Annotated in this window: 13 protein-coding genes; 3 read left to right on the plus strand and 10 right to left on the minus strand. The window is 38.8% G+C overall.

The annotated features are described in order from the left end of the window. Position 1: 1 nt before the first annotated feature. The 6 genes from E4K67_RS21490 to E4K67_RS21515 form a co-directional block, all read right to left on the minus strand. Complete coding sequence (locus E4K67_RS21490; protein WP_135550479.1) at positions 2 to 1201, minus strand: glucose-1-phosphate adenylyltransferase; 1200 nt, start codon at positions 1199 to 1201, stop codon at positions 2 to 4. A gap of 29 nt (positions 1202 to 1230) precedes the next feature. Further along, complete coding sequence (locus E4K67_RS21495; protein ID WP_135550481.1) at positions 1231 to 3675, minus strand: glycogen/starch/alpha-glucan phosphorylase; 2445 nt, start codon at positions 3673 to 3675, stop codon at positions 1231 to 1233. 378 nt (positions 3676 to 4053) lie between these two features. After that, on the minus strand, positions 4054 to 4824 hold the full coding sequence (locus E4K67_RS21500) for a glycogen synthase (protein WP_135550483.1): 771 nt from the start codon (positions 4822 to 4824) through the stop codon (positions 4054 to 4056). A gap of 20 nt (positions 4825 to 4844) precedes the next feature. Continuing rightward, positions 4845 to 5969, minus strand: a complete 1125-nt coding sequence (glgD, locus tag E4K67_RS21505; RefSeq protein ID WP_338031902.1) for a glucose-1-phosphate adenylyltransferase subunit GlgD — start codon at positions 5967 to 5969, stop codon at positions 4845 to 4847. Then, on the minus strand, positions 5966 to 7180 hold the full coding sequence (locus E4K67_RS21510; RefSeq protein WP_135550485.1) for a glucose-1-phosphate adenylyltransferase: 1215 nt from the start codon (positions 7178 to 7180) through the stop codon (positions 5966 to 5968). Before E4K67_RS21510 ends, glgD begins: the two co-directional genes overlap by 4 nt. Positions 7181 to 7248: 68 nt before the next feature. Further along, complete coding sequence (locus tag E4K67_RS21515; protein ID WP_135550487.1) at positions 7249 to 9699, minus strand: glycogen/starch/alpha-glucan phosphorylase; 2451 nt, start codon at positions 9697 to 9699, stop codon at positions 7249 to 7251. 313 nt (positions 9700 to 10012) lie between these two features. Between E4K67_RS21515 and E4K67_RS21520 the strand changes: the two genes are divergently transcribed. After that, positions 10013 to 10204, plus strand: a complete 192-nt coding sequence (locus tag E4K67_RS21520; protein WP_135550489.1) for a PspC domain-containing protein — start codon at positions 10013 to 10015, stop codon at positions 10202 to 10204. A gap of 101 nt (positions 10205 to 10305) precedes the next feature. Here E4K67_RS21520 and E4K67_RS21525 read toward each other — a convergent pair whose 3' ends face one another. Further along, positions 10306 to 12285, minus strand: coding sequence for a heterodisulfide reductase-related iron-sulfur binding cluster (locus E4K67_RS21525; protein WP_135550491.1), 1980 nt, complete (start codon positions 12283 to 12285; stop codon positions 10306 to 10308). 561 nt (positions 12286 to 12846) lie between these two features. On the opposite strand from E4K67_RS21525, the gene E4K67_RS21530 reads away from it, so the two are divergent. Beyond that, complete coding sequence (locus E4K67_RS21530) at positions 12847 to 13809, plus strand: phosphodiester glycosidase family protein (RefSeq protein WP_135550492.1); 963 nt, start codon at positions 12847 to 12849, stop codon at positions 13807 to 13809. A gap of 32 nt (positions 13810 to 13841) precedes the next feature. Next, positions 13842 to 15080, plus strand: a complete 1239-nt coding sequence (locus E4K67_RS21535; RefSeq protein ID WP_135550494.1) for a hypothetical protein — start codon at positions 13842 to 13844, stop codon at positions 15078 to 15080. 128 nt (positions 15081 to 15208) lie between these two features. Here E4K67_RS21535 and E4K67_RS31175 read toward each other — a convergent pair whose 3' ends face one another. The 3 genes from E4K67_RS31175 to E4K67_RS21545 all read right to left on the minus strand — a co-directional run bounded on the left by E4K67_RS31175 (position 15209) and on the right by E4K67_RS21545 (position 16882). Beyond that, the gene (locus tag E4K67_RS31175; RefSeq protein ID WP_274594903.1) at positions 15209 to 15337 is read right to left on the minus strand and encodes a hypothetical protein; all 129 of its coding nucleotides are present in this window, start codon (positions 15335 to 15337) and stop codon (positions 15209 to 15211) included. Between the two features lie 93 nt (positions 15338 to 15430). Then, positions 15431 to 15826 carry a bacillithiol system redox-active protein YtxJ gene (gene ytxJ, locus E4K67_RS21540; protein WP_243454576.1) on the minus strand — a complete coding sequence of 132 codons (396 nt, stop codon included), beginning with the start codon at positions 15824 to 15826 and terminating at the stop codon, positions 15431 to 15433. A 135-nt stretch (positions 15827 to 15961) separates the two neighbouring features. Beyond that, complete coding sequence (locus tag E4K67_RS21545; protein WP_135550496.1) at positions 15962 to 16882, minus strand: EamA family transporter; 921 nt, start codon at positions 16880 to 16882, stop codon at positions 15962 to 15964. Positions 16883 to 16909: the final 27 nt, after the last annotated feature.

A 16909-nucleotide genomic window follows, 5' to 3' on the forward strand; every position in this document is an offset into this window, starting at 1 on the left:
TTCAAATCGTTCGGGTGCGGTTAACATTCCTACCCGCAACGATAATTGACCCTTCAGGAATCATATGATGATCCTCAATAACCGTAATCCCTTCTTGCTCCGTAGCAGTTCGTGCCTCAGCGCCGAGAATACAGTTGCGCATAATTTTTGCACTCTCACCAACAATCGTTTTTCGAATGACTGATCCAGCGTGAATTTTTGCATACGGTAATAATATAGAATCCTTAATCTGTACCCCTTTCCCCACGTATACCCCAGGTGCGAGGATTGAATTGCACACATCACCATGAACGATACACCCATTACAAACCAAACTGTTCTCTATTTTCGCTGTAGACCCTACAAAATGTGGGGGTAAAATATCTTCATTGGAAAAAATCCGAAACGTTGGGTCGAAAATATTAAGGAAGTGGCCTTCCTTTAAGGACTCCATATTGGCATGATAATAGCTTTGAATCGTTCCCACATCTCGCCAATAACCTTGAAAATTATAGGCATAGACTCGTTTCTCTTCTTTTAGTTGCTGGGGAATGATGTTTTGACCAAAGTCATGCTGAGACTGACTGTCTCCAGCATCTGCAATTAAAGCCTGCTTCAGGGTTGACCAGTTAAATATATAGACTCCCATTGAAGCAAGATTGCTATCAGGTTGGGAAGGCTTTTCTGTAAATTTGGTGATCCGTTCATCTCCATCAACGGTTAGGATTCCAAACCGCGATGCTTCCTCTGAAGGAACTTTAATCGTTGCAATGGTTATTTCCGAATTCTTCTCTTTATGGAACTTTAACATTTGAGCGTAATCCATTCTATAGACGTGATCCCCAGATAAAATAATTACATATTCAGGATCGTAATAATCAATAAACTCGTTATTTTGGTACACAGCATTCGCTGTCCCATTATACCAACTTCCTTCCTTTTCACTAAGAAAAGGTGGCAAAATATGGACTCCGCCAAATGGATTATCTAAATCCCAGGCCGATCCCAAGCCAATATAGGAATTTAGCAATAATGGCTTATATTGGATAAGAACGCCAACCGTGTTAATGTTTGAATTTGTGCAGTTGCTCAAGGTAAAGTCGATAATTCTATATTTACCACAGAAAGAAACTGCTGGTTTAGCTCGTCTCTGAGTTAATCCACCTAATCGACTTCCTTGTCCACCTGCTAGCAGCATTGCTACACATTCCTGCTTTCGCATACATGTCCCTCCTCCTCACAAACCTGTAACTACGAGGTAGGTTTATTTATAGTACGGTATTTGCTTTTCCAGATCCGATCTGCATATTCTCTAATTGTCCTATCACTCGAAAAAATCCCAGATTCTGCGATGTTGACCAAGGAAATTCGGTTCCACTTTTCTTGATTTAAATAAAGTTTCTGGAGCTTTTCATACATTTGAATATAAGGACAGAAATCTTTTAAGACAAAGAATTCATCATTATAGATCATCAACGAATCGTATAATACCCTGAATTCCTCCCCCATATTGTCGAAGAACTCACTACTTAATTGATCCACACACTTTTGAACATCGGAGTTAGCGTGGTATTCATCCCATGGCGTATACCCACCGTGACGGTTAAAATTCAAGACCTGTTCCGCAGTAAGCCCAAAGATGAAACTATTATCATCGCCCACCGCATCGTTTATTTCTACATTGGCTCCATCTAATGTACCCAAGGTAAGGGCACCATTCATCATAAATTTCATATTTCCGGTTCCTGAAGCTTCCTTACTCGCTGTAGAAATCTGTTCGCTAATATTTGCTGCAGGATAAATAAATTCAGCCTGTGTAACGTTAAAATTCTCAATAAAAACGACCTTAAGCTTTTGATTAACTTGAGGATCATGCTCAATTTTTTGACTCAGAGCATGAATGAGCTTAATGACAGTTTTTGCATAATGATAACCCGGTGCTGCTTTTCCACCAAAGATAAAGGTTTGTGAACCTGTTAATGACCCTGGATCCTTCAAGGCCTGATTGTATAAGTGCATGATTTTAAGTACATTGAGCAATTGTCTTTTGTAGGCGTGGATCCTCTTCACTTGAACATCAAAGATTGACAGCGGATCAAGAATTATACCCTGTTTTGCCTTGACCTTTTCTGCCAAACGGCATTTGTTCTCATACTTCACGATTGCGAGCTGTTCCAAAAAACTGGAATCGTCCTTGAACACATGCAGTTTCTTAAGTTCGCCAGCATCTTCCTTCCAGATTGGACCGATCCCCTCCGTTATTAGGTTAGACAATTTGGGATTAGCCGCTAGCAAAAATCTCCTGTGATTTATCCCATTTGTTTTATTATTAAATTTGTAACCGAAAATCCGATAGAAGTCTTTAAACACCTCTTTCTTAAGAATTTCAGTATGCAATTTGGCAACGCCATTTACTGATGAGCTTCCGATAATCGCTAAGTTAGCCATCCAGACATACCCATCTTTGAGAATTTGAGTGTTGCGAATCACTTCCTCATCATCCAAAAATCTGCGTGTTAAATCTTCCTTAAATCTTCGATCGATCTCCTCAATAATTAGATAAATTCTAGGCAAAAGACTTTTGACTAAATCAATAGACCATTTTTCCATGGCTTCAGGCATAATGGTATGATTAGTAAAGGAAAGGGTGTTGACTGTTATATTCCAAGCCTCATCCCAGCCCATTCCTTCTTCATCTATTAAGATGCGCATCAATTCGGGGATACATAAAACGGGATGCGTGTCATTAATATGAACTGAAACCCGCCTTGAAAAGTCATGCAATGAGCCCAGCTCGTTCTTTTTTTTGTAACTGCGCACAATTGACCCTAACCCAGCGGCAACAGAAAAGTATTCTTGTTTAAGCCTTAACTCTCTTCCTGCTCGACTACTGTCATCCGGATAAAGAATGTAAGAAATTGATTCGACCTCAGATTTATAGCTAGTAGCCCTATTAAACTCCCCGCGATTAAAACAGGCCAAATCCAGTTCTCCACAGGTTGTTTCTGCTCTCCATAATCTTAAGTTGTTAATATACAACGGATTATTATAGCTCACAATTGGAACATCATATGGTACAGCAAGAACTGATTCATAGTTTTCGTGATAAAAGGTAATCCGTCCGTTAGTTTGCGCTGTTCTTATATTTCCTTTGAATTTTACAATAATAGCCTTATTCGGCTTGCGCATTTCCCATGGATAACCATTTTTAAGCCAGCTGTCGGCTACTTCGACTTGATTGCCACCCACAATTTTTTGTTCAAATAACCCATACTCATAACGAATTCCATTACCATGTCCCTCTATTCCTAAGAAAGCCATCGAGTCTAGGAAACACGCTGCCAATCTTCCTAAACCTCCATTACCCAGTCCTGGATCCGCTTCTTGTTCCAATAGATCATCAAGATTGATATTCAACTCTGACAAACCTTCTCTTACGAGATCTTCTATTTGGAAATTGACTAAATAATTATGCAGAAGCTTACCAATCAGAAACTCCATTGAAAAATAATACACCTGTTTTCCCGGGGACATAGAATTTCTGTTGTTGGCCCGATATTGACTCATTTGATCTTTTAGCAATATGACCAAGGCGCTAAATTTATCCCAAAGACTTGCATCTTCTGGGGTAATCCCATCTCCCTCTATTAACTTCGTTAGGTAAGCTTGTTTAAAGCTGTCTTTATCCGAGAACATATTGTTTTTTTCCTCCAATACTAACCTCTGTTTGAGATAATTATCAAGACTATAAATCGCCAGAATTCCCCTAAAGTTCTCCTATAGTTTTTAGTTTGTTACTTTACTCTTTCTATTCCACACACAAAGCTTATTTCCTTTGAGTATTCAATAATTATTATAAATTACTTATTCATTATCAGGTTGATGGCATATTATGGTTAGCCTATCTCATTGCCCTCCCTTGCTATTAATAGCATAATCTTGCTTGAACTTTATAATTTAATAAAGACCCTAAAGTTAACTTTGAAATGTTAACCTTAGGGTCTCTATAAACCATTATAAACAGTTTCCACAGTATTCATGCTATGTATAATCTACAACCGGAGTAAGTTCACGCTATAATAAAGACTCATAAAGTCTAAGGTAAGCATTTGCGGATATCTCATTAAGGATGCCCGTTAAAGATTTACTTCTTTTAAACAATAGTCTCAGATCTTGCTCGCCATCTAAATACCTCGGATCTACAGTTGTAATTCTATCTGCATAAACTACCCCCCCTTTTAAAAAATTTACGCTTTCATAAAACTCTAAGGTATCCTCAGTAAAATACTCTGTCCCGAGCCCTAAGACATCGCTAAGAACTTCTTTAGGGAATATCCCCTGATAGGTCAGATTATGTATCGTAAATATAGTCTTAATCGGATAATAAAGTGGCTCCCGGTTGTAAAACACTTTAAGTATAAGGGGGATTAGGGCCGTATGCCAGTCATGACAGTGTATGATATCTGGCTTAAACCCTGGAATGTGGATTAAGCTTTCGAGAGCTGCTCGAGAAAAAAAAGCAAATCGTTCCGCATCATCATCTTCACCGTAAATGCCTGGACGAGCAAAATAATACTCGTTGTCAATAAAGTAGTAATGAACTCCATTATAAACCAGCTCCTCCAAACCACAATATTGTTTACGCCATGCGACTGGAACATCAAAATGGGCCAGATGTTTAAACTCACTTTGAAAATGCTCAGCAATGGCGCTGTACTTCGGCATAATAACACGTACATCAATACCCTCCTTATTCATAAGGGTAGTTAACGAGCTTACAACATCCCCCAAACCACCTGTTTTAAGAAAGGGATCCACTTCAGCTGTCACATAAACAAGTTTCATACTCTCCCGCCTCTCAACGTCTAGATAACTGTTCTTTTATGGACAACCAAAGGGTTACTCAAACTCCCTCTTAAGACATTACCTTCATTTACCGTCACGGCCTTATCGAGAATTGCGTATTCCATTTGCGCATTTTCATGAATATGGCATTTCGACATAATGATACTATTCTTAATTTTACACCCTATTTCAAGAATCACACCCCGAAAAATAATCGAGTTAATTACTTCTCCTGCGATAGAGCACCCACTAGCAATCAACGAATTACTAACTTTTGCCTGTGAGGTATATCGAGTGGGGGGATTATCCACAATTTTAGTATGAATCCGATCGGCTCCCAACCATAATCTATCTCGTACTTCTTGGTCTAAGAGATCCATACTTTGATCAAAGTAATCGTTAATTGTACGGATCGTTCTAATTACTGAGCGTGTGGGACTGCCATAGACTTTGAGGACTCCTAGATTTTTAGTTAATATATGGATTAAACCCATACACCCAAAGGTACTATACTTTTCTACTATATCTAACAAAAGCTCGCGTCTGATTATTAACATATTAACATAATGGGGGCGACCGGACTCTGTCCATTCTAGACCTTTTTGGTCACGAATATTTAACACTTTCCGATCTTCATCCATCTCAAGAAACTTCTCATCTGTCAAATTTCCTAAGTTATCATTTTCTTTATATATCAAGGTAACGTCTGCCTGCTTAGTCTGATGAAATTCTAAGGCATCCATAAAATTCATATTGAATATTTGATCACTGCAACTAATGACAACATTTCCTACAAAGTCTTTCTTCAAATACTCCCTATTATGATGTAAATCCTGAATACAAAACGTATGGCTGTTTCCTGCCAAACTATGCATGACTCCAGGCAAAATAAATAGTCCTCCAGTTTTCCTGTCCAGAAACCAGTCTTTTCCAGCCCCTAAATGATCTAAGAGAGGCCGATATTGGTGTGGAGTAACCAAACCTATCGTTCTTATCCCAGAATTAACCATACTGGATAATGCGAAATCCAGAATTCGATATCTTCCTCCAAAGGGAACCGCAGCGATTGGCCGTTCTTGGGCAAGCCCTTGTAAGCTGGCATATCCACTATTAGCGAAAATAATCCCAATTGCGTTCGGCATCATAGCTTCCCCCTTTCAAATCGTTCGGGATTTGTGACATTCTTACCAGCTTCGATAATTGACCCCTCAGGAATTATTTGATAATCCTCGATGACTGTAATTCCTTCTTGAGCTGGAGCGGATAGCCCCTCTGTACCGATTACACAGTGACTCAGGATTTCAGCATTTTCCCCAACAATCGTCTTAAAAAGGATCGATTCTTTGTGAATTTTTGCATAAGGTAATAAAATAGAATTTTTAACATGTACACCTTCCCCTATATAAACCCCAGGTGCTAGGATTGAATTGCTCACCTTACCATGAACAATACATCCGTTACAAACAAGACTGTTCTCTATTTCCGCTGTAGAACTCACAACGTGTGGGGGTAAGATATCTTCATTCGAAAATATCCGAAACTTTGGATCGAAGATATTAAGAAAATGCCCCTCTCTCAAGGACTCCATATTGGCATGATAGTAACTTTCAATCGTACCAACATCTCGCCAATATCCTTGAAACTTGTAGGCATAGACTCTCTTCTCTTGTTTTAGCTGCTGAGGAATGATGTTTTGACCAAAGTCATTCTGAGACTGATAGTCTCTCGCATCTGCAATTAACGCCTGCTTAAGTATCGACCAATTAAAAATGTAAACGCCCATTGAAGCAAGATTACTCTCTGGTTGAGTAGGCTTTTCTGTAAACTCGTTAATTCTTGCATCTCCATCAACTCTCAGAATACCGAACCGTGAGACTTCTTCCCAAGGGACTTCAATTGTTGCAAGGGTAATTTCTGAATTTTTTTCTTTATGAAACTTTAACATCAGTGAATAATCCATTTTATAGACATGATCTCCTGATAGAATAATCACATATTCCGGATTATAAAAATCTATAAATTCATAATTTTGATACACAGCATTTGCTGTTCCGTTATACCAACTTCCTTCAGCATCCCCCAGAAATGGTGGAAGAATATGGACGCCTCCAAAAGGATTATCTAAGTTCCACGCGGAACCTAAGCCAATATATGAATTCAGTAGAAAGGGCTTATATTGGATAAGAACACCAACTGTATTGATATTTGAATTTGTACAATTACTCAAGCTAAAGTCTATAATTCTATACTTACCACAAAATGAAACAGCAGGTTTAGCCCGTTTTCGAGTTAGTCCGCCCAACCTGCTTCCCTGCCCACCTGCTAAGAGCAATGCGACACATTCCTGCTTTTTCATCCCCTATTTCCCCTTCCTTATACTATTGATCTTTAGTTGAACGAGTTTTTACTTTGTATCGCAAGCATTTAGTGAGAATTAATACCCTTATTAACGGTACGGTATCGGATTTTCCATATCCAATCCGCATATTCCCTGATTGTCCTATCACTTGAAAATCGTCCTGATGTGGCAATATTGACCAAGGAAATCCGATTCCATTCTTTTTTATTCCTGTAAAGTGTTTGAAGCTTGTCATGCATTTCCAGATATGAATGAAAATCTTTTAAGATGAAAAATTCGTCGTTATAAATCATCAGAGAATCGAACAAAACTCTGAATTCCTCTCCCATATTATCGAAGAATCCACAGTTTAACTGATCGACACACGTTCGAATATCGGAGTTGACGTGGTATTCGTCCCATGACTTATACCCGCCATTTCGAGTGTAGTCCAAAACCTTTTCGGCAGTGAGTCCAAAGATAAAGATATTATCCTCACCCACCGCCTCCTTAATTTCTACGTTGGCTCCATCCAAGGTTCCTAAGGTCAGCGCACCATTCATCATAAATTTCATATTTCCGGTCCCAGAAGCCTCTTTGCTGGCGCTAGATATCTGTTCACTGATGTCTGCCGCTGGATAGATCAATTCTCCTTGAGAAACATTAAAATTTTCTATAAATACGACTTTTAGTTTTTGATTAACTCTAGGATCATGCTCTATTTTCTGACTTAGTGCGTGAATCAGCTTAATCACTATTTTTGCATAATGATAGTTAGGTGCCGCTTTTCCACCGAAGATGAAGGTATGTGAACCTGTCAACGATTCCGGGTCGTTCATTGCCTCATTATATAAATGCATAATCTTCAGTACATTGAGCAATTGCCTTTTATAGGCATGGATTCTCTTCACTTGAACATCAAAGATTGACTGAGGGTCGATGAGAAGCCCTTGTTTGTGCTTGACCACCTCCGCAAAACGGCATTTGTTCTCGTACTTCACGTATGCGAGCTGTTCTAAAAAACTGTGATCATCCTTATATACCAAAAGTTTTTTAAGTTCTCCCGCTTCTTCCTTCCAGTAGGGTCCTATCGCCTCAGTAATTAAGTGAGACAGTTTAGGATTTGCGGCTAATAGAAATCTCCTGTGATTAACCCCATTTGTCTTATTGTTAAATTTATAACCAAAAACCCGATAATAATCTTTAAAAACCTCATTTTTAAGAATTTTAGTGTGTAATTGGGCAACCCCATTCACCGATGAGCTTCCGATAATCGCCAAATGGGCCATCCATATATACCCATCTTTAAAAATCTGAGTATTTCTAATCACCTCATCTTCATCCATAAATCGTGCAATTAAATCCTCCTTGAATCTTCGATCTATCTCCTCTATAATCTGTAAAATTCTAGGCAGGAGACTTTTGATGAGGTCAATCGACCATTTTTCCATGGCTTCAGGCATGATGGTATGATTGGTAAAGGATACGGTGTTAACGGTTATATTCCAAGCCTCATCCCATCCCATTTCTTCTTCATCCATTAAGATACGCATCAGTTCAGGGATACACAGAACGGGATGAGTGTCATTTATATGAACTGATACTCGTCGCGAGAAGTTATGCAGCGAACCTGAACCATTCCTTTTTTTATAACTCCTCACAATCGACCCTAACCCAGCGGCAACAAAAAAGTATTCTTGCTTAAGTCTTAACTCCCTTCCGGCAGGACTACTATCGTCAGGGTAAAGAATATAGGAAATAGACTCAACCTCTGACTTATTACTTATTGATTGCTTATACTCCCCTCGATTAAAGCAAGCTAAATCCAGATCGCCACAGATCGTTTCTGCACTCCATAACCTTAAGTTGTTAATATACAATGGATTATCATAGCTCATAATGGGGACATCATATGGTACAGCTAGCACCGATTCATAGTTCTCGTGTAGAAAGGATATCTTCCCTTCATTTAGCTCAGTTCTCACAGTTCCTTTGAATTTTATAACAACAGCCTTATCAGGTTTACGCATCTCCCATGGATAACCATTTTTAAGCCAATTATCCGCGACTTCAACCTGATTGCCACCCATAATTTTTTGTTCAAATAACCCGTACTTATAGCGAATTCCATTACCATGCCCTTCTATTCCTAAGAATGCCATGGAATCTAGGAAACACGCTGCCAATCTTCCTAACCCCCCATTGCCCAATCCAGGATCTACTTCTTGTTCCAAAAGATCGTCTAGATTAATGTTCAACTCTAACAAGCCTTCTCTGATAAATTCTTCAAGTTTGAAGTTAACCAAATAATTATGGAGTAGTTTACCTATTAGGAACTCCATCGAAAAATAATACACCTGTTTTCCCTGGGACATAGATTTTTTGTTAGTGCTTCGGTGATGACTCATTTTTTCTTTTAACAGTGCGACTAGGGCAACAAATTTATCCCATTGTGTTGCTTCATCGACTGTAGTTCCATCCCCTTCAATCACCTTCGATAAATAGGCCTGCTTAAAGCTCTCTTTATCAGTAAACATACAGTTTGTTCCTCCAATACTTTAACTATTCAATAATGGTTTTAATATTACAGTTGACAAGGGGGGCAAATTGAGTCAAAAGGTAACACTCCCACTTGTAGAAGTGGGAATCTCACTGAATTAAGTATTCTCTCAAGCAACAGTTTATACCTTCATTTATTTTCTATATATGTAATTATTTTACTGTTATTATTATTTCATCAATTGTAACATCTGCAACACTTCATGCGTATTAAGGGTGTAGAGATCTACTAAACAGCTGATAGAGTTTGTGAACTTATTGGCTATAGTAAATAGAAAGGGATGAAGAAATATGTCGAAACGCTTGTATCGATCTAGCTTGGATAAACAGCTTGGTGGAGTTTGTGGAGGGATCGCCAAATATTTTGAACTTGACCCTAGTCTAGTCCGGATAGGGGCTATTCTTCTACTCTTCGTTGCAGGTACCGGATTTTTAGCGTATCTTGTCGCCTGGCTCGTCATCCCCTTAGATGCTGATCATTAATTCTTTCCTTTTGTGTATTCGGGTAGATACATAAAACAGCCCCTAAGTCAGATTAAAGTCTGTCAAAGGGGCTTGCTTTTTATATCAGTTATTGTCTTGAATTATAGTGTCTTATAAACAATTTCTGCAATATCTAGGCTACTTATACCGGAGTTCATATTACTCTCAGCTTCGGTCAGCGTTGTTAAACAGAGCGGACATGCGGTGGTCAGAATAGCAGTCTTAGTTTTCAGAGCTTTTTTGACGAGCAAGTTATTAATTGAATGCTCTTTGAGCTCTTCCATCCATATCCGGCCTCCACCAGCCCCGCAACAAAAGGCTCTAGATCGATTATTTTTCATCTCTATCAGTTCGAGCCCTGGAATTGAGGTTAAAACATCTCTCGGGGCACTATAAATAGAGTTATATCTTCCCAAATAACACGGATCATGATAGGTGACTTTGAGACTATTGGTCCCCTTTGGTACAATTTTACCTAATTTGATCAGTTCTAGGATAAACTCAGAATGGTGAAGTAAACGATAATGTCCTCCGAACTGTGGGTAGTCATTTTTAAGTGTATTGTAACAATGGGGACAATCCGTCACGATGGTCTTGAATTTATACTTGTTTAAATTTGAAATATTTTCATGAGCCAATTGTTGAAAGAGCTTTTCATTTCCTAGACGCCTTACAGAATCTCCACAACACTTTTCTTCATCTCCCAATACGGCATAATCAACACCTGCTTTTTCGAATAATTCAAACATTACCTGGGAGACCTTCTTATTTCTAGCTTCATAAGAACCGTAACACCCAACCCAATATAAGATATCCGTTTGCTTCTTTTCACTTAAGAGAGGAATCTCCAACCCTTCTGCCAAATAATACTTGCTATCTATATGTCCCCAAGGATTACCCATTTCTGAGATATTTTCAAATACCTTCTGCACCTCGGGAGGATAGCCTGAATTCTCTACGATCAGGCTTCTTCTCATGTCTACGATTCTCTTGATATGTTCTATATTAATTGGGCATTTATCTTCGCAAAGTCCACACGTAGTACACGACCATAGCGTCTCTTTGGATATTACACTATCAATTATTGAATGGTTGAAGGTCTTACCAGTACGTCTAAAAAAAGAATTCTTCATGATTGAATGCCTTTTCAAATCACGAATTACAACTCGAGGGGATAATGGAGCACCACTGATATACGGTGGACAGCCTTTTTGACATCTGCCACAGGAGATGCAGGCATCTAATTCAAGAAGCTGTTTCTGCGTAAAATCCTCAAGTCGAGCAGCGCCTATGTTCACGACCTCTTTTGATATTTCACTGACAGGGCTCAATCCTCCGATAGGTAATGAAGATTTCAAAAAGATGTTTAGCGCTGAAGCAAACATATGAAATAATTTCGAGTACGGGATATAGGCAATAAAGCCAAAGACCAACAACATATGAAAATACCATAGAAATGTATGAATTGTACGTGCTGTACGCACCGATAAATTAAATGTTTGAGTGAGCGAAGAAAATAACAAACCGACAGGTGCGTACCATGCCCAGGGATCATTGGTAGCGTACATCCTTAAGCCCTCTAAAACAAAACCAGTTAATAGTATTATAAAAATGAGAATAAGTAAAAAAGCATCATCGAAGGTGTACTCTTCATGGTCTGGTTTATCAATATATCGTTTATAGGCAGCCATTACGATTCCTACCATGGCCAATAAACCAAATAGATCCATCAACAAGCTTAGAATTAAATATTTTTTTCCATAGAATAACGGAATTCCAAAATGATCTTGAATGGCAATAACTAAGGTTCCTATTGTTAACATAACAAATCCATAAAAAATACCTAAATGCATAAATCTGCGAAAGCTTCCTTTGAAAATATCTTTATCATGTGTTATTAGATCTGAAAAGAATGTTTTAAATCGCATTCCCAGATCATCATATTCGATGGGTCGACCTTGTAGCCAGCTCCCGATCTTATTACTACAGCCCACAATAAAAACGACTAAGGCTATTAAGGCGAAAACATACATTAAGCTTTTGCCATCGGTATTCCAGTACAGTTGCCTAGTTGCTTCCATTAGATAAACCTCCCTTATATTAACCATAAGGTATTGACAGTTTCGTATCTGACTCATCTACGCTCCTGAATTATAGCATAGGAATTCAAAAGATTCCTACTAAGCTCAAAACGAACTAATACCCAAAATAGTAGAAAGAATAAGCGCCTTCAGAATGCTGAGGGCGCTTATTCTTTCTACTATTTTATCATATTTTTGTGAGTCGCACAGGACTCAGGGGGAGATACAGCACTCTTCATTTTACAATCTTCGCAGATATTTAAACCATGGTCCTCATATAAATCCTCACTCGGAATTTCTAACATACACTTCGCACAGATTGCCATCTTAATTCAATCTCCTTTTAAAGATTATTGTATAATTGATTCCTTAATATAACTCGAAATTGCTTGATTTATACTGTTAATAAACCCATAACCTAAAAATTACACATAGACAATCCTTGATAGTACATAGTTGTTTTGTTATACTTATGCAGGGTTGTTGTAAAATAACGTTATATTGTGTCCTATATTAACATATTTTATAAGCTCATTAATTAAGAAGGAGAAAGAAAATTTTATGAAGAAAAAGAGTTCTATTAAAATAAAGATGGTTCTAGCCTTTATTGGCTATAACATCATTTTCGCCTCAATTCTTGCTCCCTTTGTTGTATTCTGGGGACCCTTCGAGTCCCTCAAAATAATGGCGGTTGGCTCGATTGAGACATCACGACATCCTCAGGTGGTGCGGGCTTTTCTGTCCGAATCGGAAATAGCTCGGGTTATGAACCTCAATGCAAATCAAGAAATAAGTGCCTCACAAATAGTCAGCACCAAATCAATTTCAGATACAAGTTCGGGGATCACTATTGAAGATATCAAAGGCGCAAGCTTTAAGGGTAAAGTCATGCTGATTAAGGATCCCAAACGAGTTAAATTAGCGGTTACCAAAGAAATTGGTGTCACGGGAGAACGTGTCAGCGACCTTGTCAAGGATATGGGAGCCATTGCTGGAATAAATGCTGGCGGCTTCTATGATCCGAACGGTAAAGGAAACGGAGCGTTTCCAGACGGCTTAACCATGCATGACGGAAAAATAGTCCACAACAACATCGGAGAAAAGGCTGTTAACATTGTCGGGTTTGATGACAAAGGCAAGTTAGTGCTCGGTAATATGACCGCCAAACAATTAGTTGAGAAAAACATGCGGGAAGCTGTTACGTTTGAACCTAATCTTATTGTGGATGGTAAACCGATGATTAAAGGAGATGGCGGTTGGGGAATTGCCCCCAGAACTGGCATAGGACAAAAGGCAGATGGAACCGTTATTTTTGTAGTCATTGATGGTCGACAACCCACGTGGAGTATTGGCGCGAATTTACGAGACCTTATGAATGTCTTTGAAGACTACGGTGCAGTGAACGCCATCAATCTCGATGGAGGTTCATCCTCTGAACTCGTTTATAACGGCAAAGTCATGAATAAGCTTTGGAATATTTTCGGCGAACGTTATATTCCTACAGCCTTCGTTGTTACACCTTGAAAAACAATGCACGAAAAAAGGAGCAATCACGCATGAGGAAACTGCGTATTATATTAGTATGGACATTAGTGTCACTGTTCTTGCAAGGTGGAGCTTACACCTACTTGGACAATAAAGTTCATGCTGTTATGACACCAATAGCAAGTAAACCGATCACGCTTGAACTTAATGCAACTATCCCTGGTTCTAACCTTGAAAATATTCAAATATCCTACGCCAAAGATTATTTAGCCTATACGCAGAATGGAACCCTCAAAATTTTTAACCTTGTCAATGGAAAGCAAGTTTTTGAAAAGAAATCCCCCTCTACTACTGATAAAACCTTGGGCGTGCTTACGTACCAATGGTTGCCTGACCGAAGCACATTACTTTATTTTTATGCTAAGAAAAATCCAAATGAAGTCACAACGGTTACTATATACCCTAAAGCGAACGTCCAGACCCCCCCCAAGAATACGACTCCTGAAAAAACGGAAGACCCCAACCAAAAAATTGATCCGGACGTTCCTAAAGTGATTCAACCACAACCATATACCGAAAAGCGTTATGGAAATCCGCAACTTACCGAATTGTATACACTTGAACTACCTGATAGTGATGATAATACCCCACCTGAAGATCGTTTCAATCAAACGATTGATCAAATACCGAAAGGTGGTAAAATTGAAAACTTAGCTTTTTCAACATCTTCTAATTTGATCTATCTCACCGTGAAAACTGGATCCTCTCAACAAATAATGGAAATAGATGTTATGAAAAATGTTCGTACCCTGAATAAATCCGGAGAGGTTATCTCTAATATGGCTGCCTCAGATCGGTATGGGACACTTTATGTTGACAGTAAAATTGGCAATACCCAGCAAATTATAGCCTTGAATAGTACTAAGCGTTGGGTCATCTCTAAAAAATCAACCGACAGGATTATCGGAGTCAGAGATGGAAAAGTCTATATTGGGGAAGTCCTAAACAATGAACTCGTAAAGATTAAAACCACGTCAGACCGTTCAGAGTTAACTGATAATCCTTCTCTAAAAACTGAATGGGAAGGCAAAATTCCATTTAAGGATGTTCGCATGCTCATCGGTTCAGAAGGACAAGTAATTGTTTATGATCATCAAATTGCTTATGTCATCAAAGACGCCAAAATAACAGAGATTAAACTCGATGAATTGGAAAATTATATCTCGATTGATGGTGCAGAGCTCATTCAACTAGATAAGCAGGAAACCTCAACCGGTGTGAAATTACAACCACTCATGTCCAAAGAATAATACCCTACTGGAGCGTCTTACCTTAAGCCTTAAAAAATATATTAAAGGGATAGGGATTCATAGCAACTATGAATCCCTATCCCTTTAATATATTAATCTAGACGAATTATGTCAGGGAAGACTACTTCTCACCCACAAGGCTGAGACGGAGATGAGGTACTCTTGATCTTACAATCATCGCATATTTGTAATCCTCGGTCTTCATACAAATCCTCTGCAGAAGTTACTTCAACCCCACATTTTTCACATTTAGCCAAAGAGATTCCTCCATTCAAAAGTTATTTATACTAATTATAATATTATCACGGTATAAGATGAATTAATAGGTGTTCGTTCAATAATTCAGAAAATTAATCCATCAGATTTACTGGCAGTGTTTCCCCTGCCAAGGTCTTCATTAGTTTTGCTTGAGTCACTTCTTGGTGTGAAGCATGCCACAAAACTTGTCGGTCGCGGACAAAAAGCACTTGCGGAGATTGATGTTTTACCCCTAATTCTTCCGTCACTTGGCTAGATACCGGACGAGATTCAATCACTTTGATCATGCATACTGACACCTCATCCGAACTTTCCTTGATAAAATTCTGTACCTCTTGCCAAGCACGGCTACTAATAGGACATGAAGTGCTATGTTTGAAAATTATGACCTGACGTCCGCAAGACTCATCCATAATTTGTCCTAGCTCCTGAGAACAGGTAATTTCCTTGAATACCGCCATCGTTTCTACCTCCTTCTTCTCATCCAACCGTGATACTCCCACTTCTCTAAATGGGAGTGGCACCCTATACTCCACTTCTATAGGGCAGAGTCCCCAAATAGAAGTCCCGATGTTCAATTTTAGTTGAACGACCTGTAGTTATTATAACAAAAACACTCTTGTTTACAAAGTTGAGTTGGAATTTACCTCGGGGATTACATTCTGGACGGGCGACAAAACAGCTAGAATACCTCCCATGACAACAAAAATTCCTCCCGCAGCTTGGAAAAGTGTTATACGTTCGTTCAGCAAAATAACTGCGAAAATAACAGTCATCACTGGTTCCAAGGTGCTAATAATTGATGAGGTAGTCGCACCAATAAGTTTCATACCATAAAAAAAAGTCAGCATTGCTACAATAGAGGAGAAAAAGGTTATACCCCCGATCCCTAACCAGGTACTCCATGCAAGGTTCCAATTCGCCCCAGACATTGTTACCCCTATTACTCCATAAGTAAGTGCAGCAGATGTGGAAATCAACGTAATAGTCACTAATGGCGTTGTTGTTTTTAACACTTGATTTCCTATAATAATATAGGTTGCATAAACAAAGGCAGACCCTAAAGCAAGAGCTACTCCAAGAGTATTAATATCGTGTATCGCGACTCCTAGCACCAAAACTAAGCCAAAGGTAGACAGCAACAGTCCAAAGAATTTAAACTTAGAGAATTTTTCTTGGTGTGTCAAAACAGCGATAACCGTCACAATAATCGGATAAGCATACAAAAGTAAAGCGGCTAAGGAAGCCGGAATATAACGCACTGAGGATAAGTACAGTCCAGCCATAAGAGAATAACCGATCCCCCCCATACCCCATAAAATAAACCATATTTTTAGAGGTATTCTGGGAAATCCTTCTCTCCAAATAGTAATTATCCAAAAAATAAGTGCAGTGATCGCAAATCGAACAAATAATACGGTTGTAAGTCCTGCACCTCCGCTAAATACATACTTTCCTAATATAGGGTATACGCTGAACCCCAAAGTGGAAATAAGGATTAAGATTACGCCAAATCCAGTAGAATTTTTTTGCCCATAATTCATGACTATTCTTCCATTCCATTTCTTTAC

Origin of the sequence: Desulfosporosinus fructosivorans, assembly GCF_004766045.1 — a bacterium.
Lineage (GTDB): Bacteria > Bacillota > Desulfitobacteriia > Desulfitobacteriales > Desulfitobacteriaceae > Desulfosporosinus > Desulfosporosinus fructosivorans.